Below are 15,072 nucleotides of genomic sequence, written 5' to 3'. Positions count from 1 at the left end.
TCAGCGGAAGAATAGGTACGCGGTGCTAAGCCCGGCGTACAGGGCACATCGCCTCAGGTGTCCCGCCGGTGGACCTCAGGCGTCCCGCCGGTGGAAGAGGGCGGCGGCGGCGCAGAGCAGGCCGAGCACGGTGGCGGCGAGCACCCCGGCGCCCGCGAGCGGCGCGAGCCCCTCCGTGCCGGGATGGACCGCGAAGAGCCTCGCGCCCGCCGCGCTCGGCCACCAGGTGACGATCCACCTGGCCACCGCCTCCGGGAACAGGCCCGCCATGCCGGGCAGGACCAGCAGGAACGTCCCGAGCGAGACGGCCCCCGCCGACCTGCGCAGCAGGAACCCGAGCGCCATGCCGTACAGGCCGATCAGGCCCGTGAACAGGCCCGCGCCCAGCAGCGCCCCCGGCACTCCCGGATCACCGGGTCCCACGCTCGGCACGCCCCGCGCCGCGAGCGCCGCCTGGCTGAGCGTCAGCGACAGGAGCGCCAGCGGCGGCCCGGTGAGGAGCGTGGCCAGCGCGACGACGGCCCCCTTGCCGGCGAGGAGGAGCCCGCGTCTGGGCACGGCGGTGACGCTGACCGGCATCGTCCCCGAGGCGTACTCGGAGGTCACGGTCAGCGCGCCGGCCGCGCTGATGAGCACTCCCACCAGCACGAGAGCGCGGAAGGCCGTCTCCGTGGGGTCGAAGGCCGCCCGGTCCGCGGCCGGCGCGGCGAGGTAGTCGCGTGCGGCGGCCATGCCGAACAGGTAGCCGTACGACCCGGCGGCGACCACAGCCCCGGCCAGGCAGCCGAGCATGGCCCGGATGCTGCGGAACTTCACCCACTCCGAGCGCAGCACGCCGTACGCGGTCATGAGACGGCTCCGGCGGGACTCGAGGCGAACTCGACGCTGTCGCCGGTGAGCTCCAGATAGGCCTCCTCCAAGGAGGCCCGCCACGGCGTGAGCTCATGCAGGACGATTCCGTGCGCGCCGGCGAGACCCCCGATCTCGGCGCCGGACAGCCCGGTCACCGTCAGGCCGCCCCCGGCGCCGGGCCGTACGACGGCGCCGGCCTCCCGGAGCAGGGAGGCGAGCCGCGGCGCGTCGGGAGTGCGCACGAGCACCGCCTGCCGCGCGGCCGAGCGGACGAAGGCCTCCAGCCCGGTGTCGGCGATCAGCCGCCCGCGGCCGATGACGACGAGATGGTCGGCGGTGAGGGCCATCTCGCTCATCAGGTGGCTGGACAGCAGGACGGTCCGGCCCTGCGCGGCCAGGCTCCGTGTCAGCGTGCGGATCCACCGGATGCCCTCGGGGTCCAGCCCGTTGACGGGTTCGTCGAGCAGCACCACCGGGGGGTCGCCGAGCAGCGCCACAGCGATGCCGAGCCGCTGCTTCATCCCCAGGGAGAATCCACCGGGGCGACGGCCCGCCACGTCGGCCAGGCCAACGAGCCCCAGCACCTCCTCAACCCGGCGCCGTCCGATGCCGTTGCCGTACGCCAGGGAGAGCAGATGGTCGAACGCGGTCCTGCGCGGGTGCACGGCGTGCGCGTCGAGCAGTGCCCCCACCTCCCGCAGGGGCATGGGCAGGTCGGCGTAGCGTCGCCCCCCGATCGTCGCGCTCCCGCTCGTCGGCCTGTCGAGCCCGAGGATCATCCGCATCGTGCTCGTCTTGCCCGCGCCGTTCGGCCCGAGGAAGCCGGTGACGGCGCCCGGCCGTACGTCGAAGCTGAGGCCGTCCACGACGGCGACCTCGCCGTACCTCTTCGTCAGTTGCCGCAACTCAATCATGGGACGCAGACTCGCCCACCGGTCTGCGTGGTCTCTGAGAGGTTCTGTGCGAGTCCTGTGAGCGGTCCGCCCGCGACCTGCGCCGGTGCGGCCTCACGTCTCCGTCTCCCGGGCGAACTCAGAGGGTCTTCACATGACCGCCGGCCGGGCCGGGGAATGATTCGGGAGCCGCTAGGCTTACCTTCACGGTGGACGAGCCGGCCGGGCGGCCGCGTCAGGGCTTCGGCCCTGCCGAGGAAGGTCCGGGCTCCACAGGGCAGGGTGGTCGGTAACGCCGACCCGGGGCGACCCGCGGGACAGTGCCACAGAAAACAGACCGCCCCTTCACGGGGGTAAGGGTGAAACGGTGGTGTAAGAGACCACCAGCGCCCACGGTGACGTGGGCGGCTCGGTAAACCCCACCCGGAGCAAGGTCAAGAAGGGACGTTCTCCGGAACGTCCCGCGCGCGACGTTCGAGGGCTGCCCGCCCGAGCCGCGCGGGTAGACCGCTTGAGGCCGCCGGCAACGGCGGTCCTAGATGGATGGCCGCCGGTCAGCCCTTGTGGCTGACCACAGAACCCGGCCTACAGGCCGACTCGTCCACCTTCCGCCCTCTGATCTGGGCAGATTCCCGGGCCCTCCTCCTCGGGGCGGACCGGAATGCCGAATCGATCGCCGTACGAGCCCGCTCGAAGGCTTCCGGCACGAGATGCCCGTAGAGATCGACCGTCGTGGTGATCGACTCATGACCGTGCCACCGGGACACCTCGGAGATCGGAACGCCCTCGGCCAGGGCCGTGCTCGCGAAGGTGTGCCGCAGGTCGTGAAAGGTCGTGCTTCAGACAGGCGAGACCTACCAGGCTCGCAGGGCACAGCCAGGGCACACGAGCGCGAGAACAGCGCGAAATGATGAGGACCGGCGAACACCGAAAGCCAGCTCACGGTATGAGCCGGATAATCGCCCCAGGCCGTCCGCTAGGACGAATCAGTTCTTGTCTTCAGGCTCTCGGCGGCGGAGTTCCGGCCACCATGCGACGATGCCGAACGGGATGGCGAAGATCAACGTGCCCGTGCTCGTCACCAAAGAGTCCGCAAGGGACGCATTGTCGGCAAAGAGGCGCGCTCCCAACGTAGCGACGTAAGAAGCAGCCCACCACAGAGTGAGACGCATCAAAGCTCGGCGGCGAATGCGGGAGTCTGACACGTCTGGATTGTATGGGCGGGCCGGGGCACTCCGGGGGCACATGGCGGCGGAAAACACTGGCAAGCGATGAGCACGAACGAGAGCGTTCCCGCAGGTCGCTTAAGAGGTAGAGCGATTCGCCGCAGGTAGAGAGCGTGGGAAATTCGAACCCGGCCTACAGGCCGACTCGTCCATCTTAAGACCCTCTGATCTGGGCCGACTCTCCGATCACTCCTGCTCGTGGCACATCACCACGACCGTGCTCCCGTGCGGGGCCCCGCTTGTGTTCGGGGCAGACAGGCTCACCTCTCTTCAGGTGGAAACTTGTGCCACCGGTCGGCGACCGCCACTTCTCTGCTACATCCTCGGGCAGGTAGCGCAGGCGCCTGCGAATGCACTGGCCTCGCGGACCGACGCGATCGTACGAGGGCTGCACTGGTCACATTCCCTTACTAGTCTGTCGAAGTGATCGAGCTGGGCTCGCGAGAGCGCAACCAACCGCCGCCTCCCCACATCGTGTGGGAGAGTCTGGCCGACCCATGGCGACCTGGTGGACGGCGATGGCTTGATCTGCGTCCCGGCGAGGTTGAGCCCCGCATCCTTCAGGCGGTGGAGCCGGAACTCGTGGTCTGGTCGTCCTTGTGGCCTGAGAGGCCCGACGATGAGATCCGGTTCGATATACGGCCGGCCGAGAACGGATGCAAACTGTGCTGGACGCTGTTGACGCCTGGAGAAATTCCGGAGCAGGCTGTGATCGGTCATCTGCGCCACCGGCTCAATTTCTTGATAAACGCTCAGCTCCGCTTCTCCTTCGGCCAGTAGGGCCGGAATCGCTGCGTGACGACGCCGATTATCCGCCTCACTGGTGATCGTGCTGTCCCTCGTCGATCGCGTCGTAGGACACCACGCAGGAGCAGCGCCGCATTGTGACTGGCTCTCGTCGAGAAGCGGAAGCCGGATTCGAGGCACGACGGGTCTGGGGCACTGCGGGGCACATGGCTCAGGGAAGTGCTGGCAAGCGATGGCAACGAGCGCAAGCGTGCAGGTCGCTTGTTGATTCAAAGCGAATCCGTGCAGGTGGAGAGCGCGCGCAATTAGATCCCTGCCCTGCAGGCGGACTGGTCCACCTTCACATCTTCCGGTCCGGATCCGGTGCGGATCTGTATCCACGCGGCCACGGGTAGCGGGATGAGAATCCAAGCTTGGACAGGCGTCGGGTGTTTGCCGTGAGCATTTGTTCGATGACGCCTTCATAGTTCTTGACTGTCGCCCTCGTGCGTAGGACGCCGGATTTATTGGGCTCGATGGACCAACAGGTCGTCTCGGATTCGTCATCCTCATCCCGGCTCGGTGTGAACTGGACGGCATGAAGAAACGGCGGGAGATTGCTCTCGTAATACTCAACGCGATCGCTGAGTCTAGTTGGATTGGCGTTGCCGTGCAGATCGACCGGATCATCGTTGAAGCACAGGTAGTCGTCCAGAGCCGCCAAGATCACACATGTCTGCCGCCTCGCGTTCGTGTACACCGCGTGGTCCTGGCTGGGAGGCGGTAACAGCAGGAGCATCCGCGTCTTCAGGTCGTGTTCGACGATACATTTCAGCTCCCACCAGAGGGATTCGCGAACATCCTGATGAGGCGAGACAACCAACATGATTGTGTGTGCTCGGAGGATGAGTTCCTTCGCCGCGACCTTCCACTCGTCATTCGATGCGCGCAGATAAACCGGGCCGGGGGGAGCAAGCCGTCGGTTCTGATCAACTATTGTGTAAGTTCTGAAGCCGAGCTGCTTGTAGCATTTGCGGGCGATGACCTGTTCCATGGTGGATGTTGCGCTGATGCCGTTCTGTGGAATGCGTCCAATGTGGGGGATGATGATTTCGCCATCACTTCCGAACGGGCGAAGTATAAGACAGTACTCCTTCTGGGAGCCGATGAGCGGGCCGAGGATGTCGCGATAATGTTTTGTGTGCGACGGTCTCGAGTACTTGCCGAAAATGAAGAGCAGTTTCAGTACCCTGACGGAATCGAACGCGATTCGCGTGAAAGCTCCCCCGGCAAGGCCCGTCAATATTACTTTTCCCCAGGTGGTGTTTATTCCATCTATCCATATGAAAGCCACTGTGACAAGTGTGACAACGATTAGAACGAAGAGCGGTCGGATGGACCTGCGCACTCGGATGAGAATTAGTTTCACAGGCGAACCCCGCGTCTTTTCCGATGTTTGACGACGTGGCATATCCTCCGGCGGCGACCTCGGGAGGCGGGAATAGTCGATACACGGTGCACTAGGTAGATCGATAGGTTCTTCGCGCTCGTTACATTCCTTTCGGGTAGTCCGTCGAGGCGGCACCAGTTCGGTACGGCACCGGCGGGCGCTTATGGGCGTTCGTGGGCTGCGACAGAGTCCCGGTCATCGCCCGCGTGGGCTTTCGGCAAGTCATGCGACTTGCTGGGAGCCGTTTTGCCGTCAGCGGGCGCGGCCGGTGCGAGCATCGCGAGGGTAGAAGCGATCACCACAGCCGGGGGAGACATGCTCCGAAAACTGATCCTGATAGTGGGCGTGGCCGTGGCGACATCGCCAACCGCCATGGCCGATGCCTGGGCCGACGAGTCGCCGGGAGTTCTGTCGGCACGGGCGGTCATCGCCGCCGCGCCGGCCGGGCAAGAGTCCACTGCGTGTAGTCCCGGATCGCCGTGTGCGGCGGTCAACTGTGGCCCGGGGCGCGTCTGCGTGCCCTCGCCCAAGCAGTGCTTCACCACACCGTGCCCGCAGTACGACTGCGTGCCCGCGTCCTCGGTGGTCCGCTCGGATCGCCGGCCTCCCCAGCCCGGCTCACACCTGGACCGGTGGCGGCCCCGGCATCCGGAGCAGCGACCGGCCTACCCGCGCCACTGGCAGACGGCGGATCGCTCAGAGAGCCGCGGTGACCCGGCAGGGAACGCCGGCAGGGTGAGCGCCCTACAGCCGTGAGCCCGTCAGGCCGCCTCGGCGACGAGGCGCGGGCCGCCCGTGGCACGGCAGTAGGCCTCGCCCGGAGGCTGCCGGGAAGCCTGGAGGCTGCCAGGGAGGACGACTGAGACGCCACCGCTGTTGCGGCGGAACGCGAGAGACCTCCGAAACGGCCGGCACGTGCTGAACCACAAGCCCCAGCTCAGGCCTCGTCTCGGAGACCGGGCGCGGAAGGCACGGCGATCGGGAACGCGTACGCGGCGAGATCGCCCTGCGGAAAATGCTTCGCGTGGCGTGTCCCGGAGCGCCTAGCCTTGGTCTTCTTTATGGGCGCGGAGGACGTGCCCTGCCGACGGCTTTGCATTCGAATTGGAGGTGCGGAGCGGCATGACCTGTCACCTCGTCGCGCTCTGCTTCGACGCGCACGATCCGCTCCGTCTCGCGCGCTTCTGGGCCGGTGTTCTGGGCTGGGAGACGGCCGAGGATGACATCGCGCTCCTGCCGAGCGATGACACCGGGTTCCGGATTCGATTCCTGCCGACCCAGGAGCAGAAGTCCGGTCAGAACCGCGCGCACTTCGATCTGACGAGCACATCCCTTGAGAACCAGCAGCAGACGGTGGCCAGGGCGCTCGAACTCGGCGCCCGGCACATCGACATCGGGCAGAGCCCGGAGGACGATCACGTCGTGCTCGCGGACCCCGAAGGCAACGAGTTCTGCGTCATCGGCCCGGACAACAAGTTCCTCGCCGACTGCGGATTCATCGGGGCGGTCTCCTGCGACGGTTCGCAGGAGGTCGGGTATTTCTGGAGCGCAGCGCTGGGCTGGCCGTTGGTCTGGGACCAGGACCAGGAGACCGCGATCCGCTCGCCGCACGGCGGTCCGAAGATCACCTGGGGTGGTCCGCCGCTGATGCCGAAGAACGGGAAGAACCGGCTGCATTTCGACATCGCTCCATCCGCCGACGGCGATCAGCAAGCGGAGGTCGAGCGTCTCATCTCGCTGGGGGCGGAGCGCATCGACATCGGTCAGGGCGAGGCCGGTTGGGTGGTCATGGCCGACCCCGACGGCAACGAGTTCTGCGTTCTGTCCTCGCGATAGTGCCTTCCTCGAACGTGATGGCGCACAAGGCCGTCGCGCGTCCGGCTCTGCGGTCAGGGGTGTCCGGAGCCGGTGTTGAGGCGTGACATGGCGCTGTCGAGCAGCATGTCCAGGGCGGCGGGGTAGGCGCTGTCGTTCATGTCGGCGATCAGCAGAGGCGCGACCGCCGCGATGTTGGGGTGGGTGACCGGGGGGAGGCGGGCGTAGGTCGCCTGCCAGATCTCCTCGTCCGCCCTGCGTGCCTGTTCCGGCAGCGCGAGGGAGGCCGCGTCCAGCGCGGCGAAGGCCAGCGTCATGTCGATGAAGGTGTGGTAGACGCGCACCGCCTCACGGTCGGAGAACCCGGCACCCCGCAGCAGCCCGAGGATGGCCTCGTCGGCCGCGATTTCGTGGGACTTGCCGCTGATGCGGCTGGCGGTCAGCACGGCGGCCTGGGGGTGTTCGAGGTAGGCGGCGTGGATGAGCAGGCCCAGTTCGCGTAGGTCGGCGCGCCAGTCGCCGGTGCCACGCCAGCCGGCCATGGCACGCCCGATGAGCATGTCGCCGATGGCCAGGGTCAGGTCGTCGATTCCGGCGAAGTAGCGGTAGAGCGTGCTGGGGTCGGCGCCCAGTGCGATGCCGAGCCGCCGTACGGTCAATCCGGCGGAGCCGTGCTCGCGCAGCATGCGCAGCGCGGTCCGTACGATCAGGTCCTCCGAGAGGACCACTCCGTTCTTCGTCGGGCGGCGCCGTCTGCGCGCCGGTTCCGGGACCACGGGCTTGGGCACGCCGCTCCTCCTCTCCGCCTGGCAGCTTATGCCAACGCCATTGACGTTATCAGTGACGGTGCCGTTGGATCGGGCGTACCAAGACGTTTTGTCCTGGAAAGGGAGAGTTTTGTCATGCGTGTTCTGCTTGTCGGCGCCGGTGGTGTGGGTACGGCGATCACCCGGATCGCGGCCCGCCGGTCCTTCTTCGACCACATGGTCGTGACCGACTACGACCTGTCCCGAGCGGAGGCGGCGGTCGCCGCACTCGGGGAGGCGGGCGCGCGCTTCAGCGCCCGGCGGGTGGACGCGAGCGACGAGGCCGCGGTGGCGGCGCTGCTGGCCGAGCACCGCTGCGACGTCCTGCTCAACGCCACCGACCCGCGGTTCGTCATGCCGCTGTTCCGGGCGGCGCTGTCGGCCGGAGCGCACTACCTGGACATGGCGATGTCGCTGTCGCGGCCCGATCCGGAGCGCCCGCACGAGGTGTGCGGGGTCAAGCTGGGGGACGCCCAGTTCGAGATGGCCGCCGAGTGGGAGAAGGCGGGCAGGCTCGCGCTGGTCGGCATCGGGGTGGAGCCGGGGCTGTCGGACGTCTTCGCCCGGTACGCCGCCGACGAGCTCTTCGACCACATCGAGGAGATCGGCATCCGCGACGGCGCCGACCTCACCGTCGACGGGTACGACTTCGCGCCGTCCTTCAACATCTGGACCACGATCGAGGAGTGTCTCAACCCCCCGGTCGTGTACGAGGCGGGCCGGGGCTGGTTCACCACCCCGCCCTTCAGCGAGCCGGAGGTGTTCGACTTCCCCGAGGGCATCGGCCCGGTGGAGTGCGTCAACGTGGAGCACGAGGAGGTCCTGCTCGTGCCCCGCTGGGTCGACGCCGAGCGGGTGACCTTCAAGTACGGGCTGGGCGCGGAGTTCATCGACACGCTGCGGACCCTGCACCTGCTGGGGCTGGACCGCACCGAAACGGTCCAGGTCGTCGCCGAGGACGGCGCCACCGTCAAGGTCTCCCCGCGTGACGTGGTCGCGGCGTGCCTGCCCGACCCGGCGACCCTCGGGGATCGCATGCGCGGCAAGACGTGCGCGGGCACCTGGGTCAAGGGCACCAGGAACGGCGGCTCGCGCGAGGTCTACCTGTATCACGTGGTCGACAACGAGTGGTCCATGCGTGAGTACGGCTCGCAGGCGGTGGTCTGGCAGACCGCCGTCAACCCGGTCGTGGCCCTCGAACTGATGGCCACCGGCGTCTGGTCCGGGGCCGGCGTCCTGGGCCCTGAGGCCCTGCCGCCCCGGCCCTTCCTCGACCTGCTCACGGAGTACGGCTCTCCCTGGGGCATGCGCGAGCAGTGACCGCGCGGGACGCGGGTGACGCCGTCGCGGCTCGGCCCGTCGACCGGCGTCACCGCACCGGCGAGAGCCCAACGGTCCGGCAGCCCGCGCCCTCGTACGACGAGCACCGAGTGTGCCGATTTTAGGTTCTGCTGGGAATCGTCGCGGGCGGGTCAGGGAACCTCACAGAGATGACATCGCTCCGCCACCTCCGTGACTGCCTTGGCGAACTCGATGAGCTGGAGCGCAGCGTGAAGCACGGCATCGACAGCATGTGCGGCAAGCTGTATCGGGCCATCGACTGGCAGCGACGGTTCGAGGCCGACGTGTCCCACGAGCTGCGCACCCCGATCGCGGGGCTGCGGGCACAGCTGGAGGAGGCCCGGCTGCATCCCGGCGAAATCGATGTGGACGACCTGCTCGAACGGGCGCTCAACGACGTGGAGCGGCTGCATGCGCTGGTCGACGATCTCTACCTGCTGGCCCGGCTTCAGGCGGCCGCGCAGCCGACTGAGCCGGCCCTGCTGGACCTCGGGCAGCTCGTGCAGAGCGAGCTGGCCCAGCGCACCGACAGGCTCGACGTCAAGGTGCGGGCCGACCCCGGGGTCGTGGTCCGCGGCCTGGACGCCCGGCTCCGGCGGATGCTCTCCGAGCTGCTCGACAACGCGCAGCGACACGCCAGGACCCGCGTGATCGTCCAGGTCCAGCGTACGGCCGACACCGCGGAGCTCGTCGTCGCCGACGACGGCGACGGGATCCGGGAGGAGGACCGTGAGCGGGTTTTCGACCGCTTCACCCGTCTCGACGCCGCCCGCTCCCGCGACCGCGGCGGAACCGGCCTCGGCCTGGCCATCGTGCGGAACATCGTGTACGGCCACGAGGGCCAGGTGCACGTCGAGCGGTCGCCGACCGGCGGCGCGGCCTTCGTCGTCCGGCTGCCCCTGGCCTGACCGGCTCCCTTCTCCGCGATGGGGACCGAACAAGCGGGGAACGCCGGCGTAGCCCCGAGGCCGGGCCGCCGGCCGGGGTGTCGGCCGCGGCGCCGTACGGCCTGCGCGTTCAGGAGAAACGCTCGACGGTCACGGGGACCGGTCCCGCGTGGCGCATGACCGTCGTCAACCGCCGCAGCAGCGGCCCGAGGGCCTCGTCGGACGTGGTCCCCAGATGGGCCGTGAGGTCGACGGAGCAGGCGGCACCGGGCCCGATCCGGCGTACGTCCCAGGTGAAGACGTCCGAGGCCGTGCGCAGCGCACCCGTGCCGACGACCCTGGTCCGCGGGTCGCCGGCCTCCGCCGCGAGCGTCACCATCTCCGCGAGGCGGGGAAGGCTGGGCTCGCCGGCGAACAGCACGCGGTAGACCCGCGTGTCGTGGAACCCCTCGGGAACCTGCGGCGGGCTGAGGCGCAGGGGAGGCGAGTCCGGCAGGAGCCGGTAGTCGTGGAACATGGCGCGCAACCACGCCTCGCCGGGCAGTTCGCCCCCGCCGAGACCGTGGTAGGCCGCCTCGGCCTCGGGGCGGCTCACCGCGTGCGCGCGGGCGCGCAGGCCGGGATCCTCCCGCATCGCGCGCCCGAAGGCCGCCGAACTCCACCACACGCCGTCGGCCGCGGTCCACCCGGCGGTGTTCAGGCCGACGGTCCTGAAGTCGTCGGCCAGGGCGAACTCCTCGACGACGACTCCCTCGGCGCCCGTCTCCGACGTGATCAGGTAGTAGTCGAGAGCCGCCTCAGGTGCGGCGGCGGCGAGAGCCGGTTGCCCACGCTCGTCCATGTCGCTGTTCATGGCCGCAGGCTACTGACCTCGCCGTCCGGCGGCACGGGCGTCCCGCCCCCGCGGGCGACCGGGCGGGCCCGCGTCGCGAACGGGCCCGCCCGGCGCCTACGAGGGCGGGACGGGATCAGTGCGGCATGGTGCCCATGTCGGGATTGTGGGTCATGCCGCCCATGTCGTGGCCGGGAACGTTGCCCTTCTCGTCGGCCACCATGAACACCCCGACCATTCCCATGTCGGAGTGGCTCTGGACATGGCAGTGGTACATCCACGCCCCCGGGCCGACGCGCTCCCCGGCGATCACCTGGAAGCCGAACGACTCGGCCGGGCCGGTGGTCTTGGTGTCGATGATCCGGCTCGGGTCCTGAGGGCCTTCCAGCAGGCCGGTGCGGTTGTCGGCCCATCGGTGCCCGTGGATGTGGAAGGTGTGGAAGGCGCTCCCGTGGGTGATGACGATGAACTCCACCCGCTCGCCGATCTTGGCGAGGAAGTGCGGCCCTTCCCCTCTGCGGTTGTTGATCAGCATGTCGTTGAAGACGACGGTGAACGTCTTGTCCGGCAGCACGTCGCCCTTCCGGCGGACCACCAGCGGCCCGTAGAGGCCCTTCTTGATGCCTCCCGTACCGTGATCGGAGCCCACCACGTGGTCGTGGTAGTGCCAGTAGCCCGCGCTGCCGGGCTCGATGGTCCCGCCGGATCGGCGGCCCTGCGCATGGGTGCGCCAGACGTAGGTGCGCCGGCCTCCCGGCTCCACCACGCTGTCGTTCATGCGCGTGCCGTCGCTGGTCACCTCGTAGTCCACGCCGTGGACGTGGAGGCTCGCGGTCACGTCCGAGTTGTTGACCAGTTCGATTTCGAGGGTCTCGCCCTCGACCATCTCGATGAGCGGTCCGGGGATCGTCGCCTTACCCGGCTCCAGGCCGTAACCCATCTCGCCGTTCGGCAGGTTCTCCGCGTAGAGGGTGATGCGGCGCGGGAGCACGCCGGTCGGTGCGGTCGCGGTCTTGTCCACGGGCGCCGCGCTTGCCTGGCCCGACATGACCAGCGGGGCGAACGCGGCGGCGGTCGCGGCCGTGGTGAAGGCGCGCCGGGAGAACTGGCTCCGGCCCATGCCCCTGCCTACCTCGGTCATGGTTCCCCTATCGGTGACGACGTCCCGTTCGCGCCCGGGGCGGCTCCGCCTCCGCGGACCGGTGACGAGCCGGGCCGGGACGACGTCGCGTCTGCCGGGCGGAGACGCGGAGCGCTCGGTCCGGCCTGAAGGCAGCGGGGCGGGACAGGTGATGCTTTCTACGGCATCGCTGATACTTTCGATGGAATTAGGCGGTAGTTGTGCCATCAGTGTCAAGAAGTCACGCGGCAACTGATAACACTTCGTCACATAGATGGATGAAGTGTTATGTGGCTGCTAAGGTCGCGCATGGTTCCCTGTGCGCCCCGACCCGCTCCGCCCTGCCGAGGCCCCATGAGAGGTCCAGCTGTGCCGCCGCCGCCCGGCCGGCCGGTCCTGTCAGTCGGCCCGGAAGGGGTCGTGCTCGGCGAGGAGTTTGTCGAGCCGGGCCTGGTCCACCCGGCTGACGACGCTCGACTCCTCCTGCCGGTCCCGTACGCATTTGGCCAGCGTGAACGTCGAGGTCACCACGTACATCAGCCCGAGGGCGAGAAAGGAGCGCACCCAGGCCGTGACCGGAAGGTAGAGGATGCCGGCCGCCAGGGCCGCGAGGGAGATCGCGAATGAGATGACGGCCTGGACGTAGAAAGCCGTCGTCGTCGAGGGTTTCACCGGTTTCGTCATGAGTGTCATGATCCGTGGCGTACGCCTGCCGGACATGAGCGCCGATACTCAGTTACCGGTGAGTACGGACCCCGCCTTCAGTGGTCCGGGTGCAGGGCGTTGCCGATGTACATGGCCGCCAGCATGGTGAACAGGAATGCCTGCAGGAACTGGATGAAGATCTCCAGGCCCGTCATCAGGACGGCCATGGCCACGCCGGCCAGGCCCACCGGGAACCCGGGCACCGTGGGGTGCTCGACGAGGAACCAGAATCCGACCGCGCTGAAGAACGCCAGCAGCAGATGCCCCGCGAACATGTTCGCGAACAGCCGTACGGCATGCGTGAACGGCGCGGTGACGAACGTGTAGAGCAGTTCGAGCGGCGCGAACAGGACCAGCGCGAGCGGCTTGGGCAGGCCGGGCGGGAACATCAGGCTCTTGAGATATCCGCCCACCCCGTGGTGCCGGAAGCCGAGATAGAGCTTGATCACGTACACGACCAGGGCGAACACCACCGGGAACGCGATGTGAGAGTTCACCGGGAACTGCACTCCCGGGATCACGCCGAACAGGTTCCACAGCAGGATCACCGAGAAGAGGCTGAGCAGGAACGGCATCCACCTCTCGGCGTCCGCGCCGAGGAACGGCCGGGCCACCTGGTCGCGCACGAACAGGTAACCGTACTCGCCGAGATGCTGCAGGCCGCGGGGGACCAGTGACGGCCGCGCGAACGCCCCCCACGCGAGCGCGCACAGCAGGACCACGCCCACCGCGGCCAGCACCACGGGCTTGGTCAGCCAGTGTGGCGCGCCGGGCCACAGCGACGGAAAGTCGAACAGTTCGACACCGGGAGCCGTGAAGTCGTCTCCGGCGAGGCTTACGGGCATGGGGAATCCCCTCGTCCGGCCGTTCAAAAACTGAGTACGCCGTACTCACTTTACCGATGCGAGCCTACATACCGGGTACCGTGTACGCAATAGCGCGACGACCTGGGACGACCAACGATGACGGGCCACGACAACCTGTGGATGCGACCCGAGCGCCCCGCCCGGGGGCCGCGGCCGAGCTTCAGCCGCGCCGCTCTCGCCGAGGCCGCGATCAGGATCGCCGACGCCGAGGGGCTGGAGGCGATCTCCATGCGGCGGCTCGCCGCCGATCTCGGGGCGGGCACGATGTCCCTGTACCGCTACGTGACGGGCAAGGACGAGGTTTTCGACCTCATGATCGACACTGCGGTGGGGGAGTACCTGCCGGAGGACCGGCGGCCGCCGGACGACTGGGCCGAAGGACTCCGCCTGCTGGCCTGGCAGGCCCGGCGCACCATGCTCCGCCATCCGTGGCTCGCACCGCTCGCGGCCGGCCGGCCGCAGGCCGGCCCGAACAGCGCGCGTCTGACGGAGAGCGCCCTCGGCATGCTCGACGGTATCGGCCTGAGCGTCGACGAGATGCTGACCCTCGTCGGCGCGGTCTTCGCGTACGTGCACGGGTACATCCAGAGCGAACTGGCCGAGGCCGAGGCGATGCGGCGGCTGGGGCTCACGCTGGCCCAGCGGCTGGCCCGGCACCTTTCCTACATCCAGTCGCTCATCGCGACGGGGAACTATCCCATGCTGGAGCGGATGACGAAGGAGGCCGGGCGGGAGTACACCGCCGCCGACGACCGCTTCGCGTACGGCCTGGACCGGCTGCTCGACGGAATCGCCGCGGGTCTGCCGCCGCGCGGCGAGACGGAAGGGCCCGTGTCACCGCGCTGACGTGACGTCCCGGCCCACCGGGCGGCGTCTTCACCGACCGGCCGTTCCCGGGCCCGGCGGGGTCAGTTCGGGGAGATCTCGTGGAGACGGCAGACCTGCCGCCAGACGCGCGCGTCGAGCGTGCCCGCCCTGTCCTGGAAGTCGGCGACGGGGACGCGCACCGGCCCGGTGAGGTCGAGGAAGCTGTTGTGGTCGGCGTCGGGATCCCAGGCACGGGTGGGGATCTCCACGTGGTCGTCGCGGTCGCTGCGATCCTGGCTCGTGATCTTCAGGACCTCGGCGCCGCCCCGGTAGGTCCTGAGCACCACGCACGGGCGCACCTTGTGGCCGGGCCCGTCCTCGTAGGGCACGTCGGCCCACCAGATCTCACCGGGACGCGGTCCGGCCTGCGTGGCCGCACCGCCGCGCCCGGCCCCGTCGCCGCCCGTCGCCCGGCGGCCCCCGCCACCGGTCCCCGAGGCGTGGCCGGTGGAGCCGCGCCTCGTGCCGGGGCCGGTGCCGCTCCCGGGCCTGGTGCCCGGCCGCGTGGTCCCGGCCGTCCCGCGTCCCGCGGGCCGTGCCTGCCCGCCGCCGCGGCCCGATAGACGGCCGCCCCCGGAGGGAGGCGGCGTGGACCGCCGGCGTACTCCCGGCAGGCGGCCGGCCACGCCGAGCGCCCCCAACACGACCAGCACGGCCACCGCCAATACCACCCAGATCATGACCGA

15 protein-coding genes, 1 other RNA gene and 1 pseudogene are annotated in these 15,072 nt (G+C 68.9%); 6 read left to right on the top strand and 11 right to left on the bottom strand.

Annotation, left to right across the window (positions count from 1 at the left end):
* Positions 1-75 precede the first annotated feature (75 nt).
* Both HHX41_RS16875 and HHX41_RS16870 read right to left on the bottom strand, forming a co-directional pair.
* Positions 76-849, bottom strand: a complete 774-nt coding sequence (locus tag HHX41_RS16875) for a hypothetical protein (protein ID WP_182906696.1) — start codon at positions 847-849, stop codon at positions 76-78.
* Complete coding sequence (locus HHX41_RS16870; RefSeq protein WP_182906695.1) at positions 846-1,766, bottom strand: ABC transporter ATP-binding protein; 921 nt, start codon at positions 1,764-1,766, stop codon at positions 846-848. Before HHX41_RS16870 ends, HHX41_RS16875 begins: the two co-directional genes overlap by 4 nt.
* Before the next feature lie 193 nt (positions 1,767-1,959).
* Between HHX41_RS16870 and rnpB the strand changes: the two genes are divergently transcribed.
* An RNA gene (gene rnpB, locus HHX41_RS16865) (RNase P RNA component class A) lies at positions 1,960-2,349 on the top strand.
* A gap of 115 nt (positions 2,350-2,464) precedes the next feature.
* On the opposite strand, the pseudogene HHX41_RS42325 reads toward rnpB, so the two are convergent.
* Positions 2,465-2,569, bottom strand: a pseudogene (locus HHX41_RS42325) (hypothetical protein); the annotation flags it as partial.
* A gap of 162 nt (positions 2,570-2,731) precedes the next feature.
* Positions 2,732-2,950: a hypothetical protein gene (locus HHX41_RS16855; RefSeq protein ID WP_182906694.1), complete on the bottom strand. Its 219-nt coding sequence runs from the start codon at positions 2,948-2,950 to the stop codon at positions 2,732-2,734.
* 444 nt (positions 2,951-3,394) lie between these two features.
* On the opposite strand from HHX41_RS16855, the gene HHX41_RS16850 reads away from it, so the two are divergent.
* On the top strand, positions 3,395-3,751 hold the full coding sequence (locus HHX41_RS16850; protein ID WP_182906693.1) for an SRPBCC domain-containing protein: 357 nt from the start codon (positions 3,395-3,397) through the stop codon (positions 3,749-3,751).
* Positions 3,752-4,058: 307 nt separating this feature from the next.
* Here HHX41_RS16850 and HHX41_RS16845 read toward each other — a convergent pair whose 3' ends face one another.
* A complete protein-coding gene (locus tag HHX41_RS16845; RefSeq protein WP_182906692.1) occupies positions 4,059-5,051 on the bottom strand; it encodes a hypothetical protein in 993 nt (330 codons plus the stop codon).
* A 1,218-nt stretch (positions 5,052-6,269) separates the two neighbouring features.
* Between HHX41_RS16845 and HHX41_RS16840 the strand changes: the two genes are divergently transcribed.
* Positions 6,270-6,983 carry a VOC family protein gene (locus HHX41_RS16840; protein ID WP_182906691.1) on the top strand — a complete coding sequence of 238 codons (714 nt, stop codon included), beginning with the start codon at positions 6,270-6,272 and terminating at the stop codon, positions 6,981-6,983.
* A gap of 53 nt (positions 6,984-7,036) precedes the next feature.
* Here the strand turns inward: HHX41_RS16840 and HHX41_RS16835 are convergent, their stop codons facing one another.
* Positions 7,037-7,750 carry a TetR/AcrR family transcriptional regulator gene (locus tag HHX41_RS16835; protein ID WP_182906690.1) on the bottom strand — a complete coding sequence of 238 codons (714 nt, stop codon included), beginning with the start codon at positions 7,748-7,750 and terminating at the stop codon, positions 7,037-7,039.
* A gap of 114 nt (positions 7,751-7,864) precedes the next feature.
* On the opposite strand from HHX41_RS16835, the gene HHX41_RS16830 reads away from it, so the two are divergent.
* Positions 7,865-9,088 carry a saccharopine dehydrogenase family protein gene (locus tag HHX41_RS16830; RefSeq protein ID WP_182906689.1) on the top strand — a complete coding sequence of 408 codons (1,224 nt, stop codon included), beginning with the start codon at positions 7,865-7,867 and terminating at the stop codon, positions 9,086-9,088.
* 170 nt (positions 9,089-9,258) lie between these two features.
* Complete coding sequence (locus HHX41_RS16825; protein WP_169980122.1) at positions 9,259-10,017, top strand: cell wall metabolism sensor histidine kinase WalK; 759 nt, start codon at positions 9,259-9,261, stop codon at positions 10,015-10,017.
* A gap of 109 nt (positions 10,018-10,126) precedes the next feature.
* Here the strand turns inward: HHX41_RS16825 and HHX41_RS16820 are convergent, their stop codons facing one another.
* The 4 genes from HHX41_RS16820 to atpB form a co-directional block, all read right to left on the bottom strand.
* Entirely contained in the window at positions 10,127-10,849 is a 723-nt protein-coding gene (locus HHX41_RS16820; RefSeq protein WP_182906688.1) for a hypothetical protein, read from the bottom strand.
* A 115-nt stretch (positions 10,850-10,964) separates the two neighbouring features.
* Entirely contained in the window at positions 10,965-11,969 is a 1,005-nt protein-coding gene (locus HHX41_RS16815; RefSeq protein WP_211591628.1) for a multicopper oxidase domain-containing protein, read from the bottom strand.
* A 378-nt stretch (positions 11,970-12,347) separates the two neighbouring features.
* Positions 12,348-12,632 carry a YiaA/YiaB family inner membrane protein gene (locus HHX41_RS16810; RefSeq protein ID WP_182906687.1) on the bottom strand — a complete coding sequence of 95 codons (285 nt, stop codon included), beginning with the start codon at positions 12,630-12,632 and terminating at the stop codon, positions 12,348-12,350.
* A 77-nt stretch (positions 12,633-12,709) separates the two neighbouring features.
* Positions 12,710-13,498, bottom strand: coding sequence for a F0F1 ATP synthase subunit A (atpB, locus tag HHX41_RS16805; RefSeq protein ID WP_182906686.1), 789 nt, complete (start codon positions 13,496-13,498; stop codon positions 12,710-12,712).
* Positions 13,499-13,615: 117 nt separating this feature from the next.
* Between atpB and HHX41_RS16800 the strand changes: the two genes are divergently transcribed.
* Positions 13,616-14,365: a TetR/AcrR family transcriptional regulator gene (locus HHX41_RS16800; RefSeq protein ID WP_182906685.1), complete on the top strand. Its 750-nt coding sequence runs from the start codon at positions 13,616-13,618 to the stop codon at positions 14,363-14,365.
* A 62-nt stretch (positions 14,366-14,427) separates the two neighbouring features.
* On the opposite strand, the gene HHX41_RS16795 is transcribed toward HHX41_RS16800, so the two are convergent.
* On the bottom strand, positions 14,428-15,066 hold the full coding sequence (locus HHX41_RS16795) for a type II toxin-antitoxin system PemK/MazF family toxin (protein ID WP_182906684.1): 639 nt from the start codon (positions 15,064-15,066) through the stop codon (positions 14,428-14,430).
* Positions 15,067-15,072: the final 6 nt, after the last annotated feature.

The organism is Microbispora sp. H13382, assembly GCF_014161445.1.
Lineage (GTDB): Bacteria > Actinomycetota > Actinomycetes > Streptosporangiales > Streptosporangiaceae > Microbispora.
Note: the sequence above shows the minus strand (reverse complement) of the source record. Positions and strands in the feature narration are given on the sequence as shown.

What these genes read in the sequence shown, in the direction of transcription:
- HHX41_RS16875 (WP_182906696.1), bottom strand. Translation starts at nt 849, where the DNA reads ATGACCGCGTACGGCGTGCTGCGCTCGGAGTGGGTGAAGTTCCGCAGC.
- HHX41_RS16870 (WP_182906695.1), bottom strand. Translation starts at nt 1,766, where the DNA reads ATGATTGAGTTGCGGCAACTGACGAAGAGGTACGGCGAGGTCGCCGTC.
- HHX41_RS16840 (WP_182906691.1), top strand. Translation starts at nt 6,270, where the DNA reads ATGACCTGTCACCTCGTCGCGCTCTGCTTCGACGCGCACGATCCGCTC.
- HHX41_RS16830 (WP_182906689.1), top strand. Translation starts at nt 7,865, where the DNA reads ATGCGTGTTCTGCTTGTCGGCGCCGGTGGTGTGGGTACGGCGATCACC.
- HHX41_RS16825 (WP_169980122.1), top strand. Translation starts at nt 9,259, where the DNA reads ATGACATCGCTCCGCCACCTCCGTGACTGCCTTGGCGAACTCGATGAG.
- HHX41_RS16820 (WP_182906688.1), bottom strand. Translation starts at nt 10,849, where the DNA reads ATGAACAGCGACATGGACGAGCGTGGGCAACCGGCTCTCGCCGCCGCC.
- HHX41_RS16815 (WP_211591628.1), bottom strand. Translation starts at nt 11,969, where the DNA reads ATGACCGAGGTAGGCAGGGGCATGGGCCGGAGCCAGTTCTCCCGGCGC.
- HHX41_RS16810 (WP_182906687.1), bottom strand. Translation starts at nt 12,632, where the DNA reads ATGACGAAACCGGTGAAACCCTCGACGACGACGGCTTTCTACGTCCAG.
- atpB (WP_182906686.1), bottom strand. Translation starts at nt 13,498, where the DNA reads ATGCCCGTAAGCCTCGCCGGAGACGACTTCACGGCTCCCGGTGTCGAA.
- HHX41_RS16800 (WP_182906685.1), top strand. Translation starts at nt 13,616, where the DNA reads ATGACGGGCCACGACAACCTGTGGATGCGACCCGAGCGCCCCGCCCGG.
- HHX41_RS16795 (WP_182906684.1), bottom strand. Translation starts at nt 15,066, where the DNA reads ATGATCTGGGTGGTATTGGCGGTGGCCGTGCTGGTCGTGTTGGGGGCG.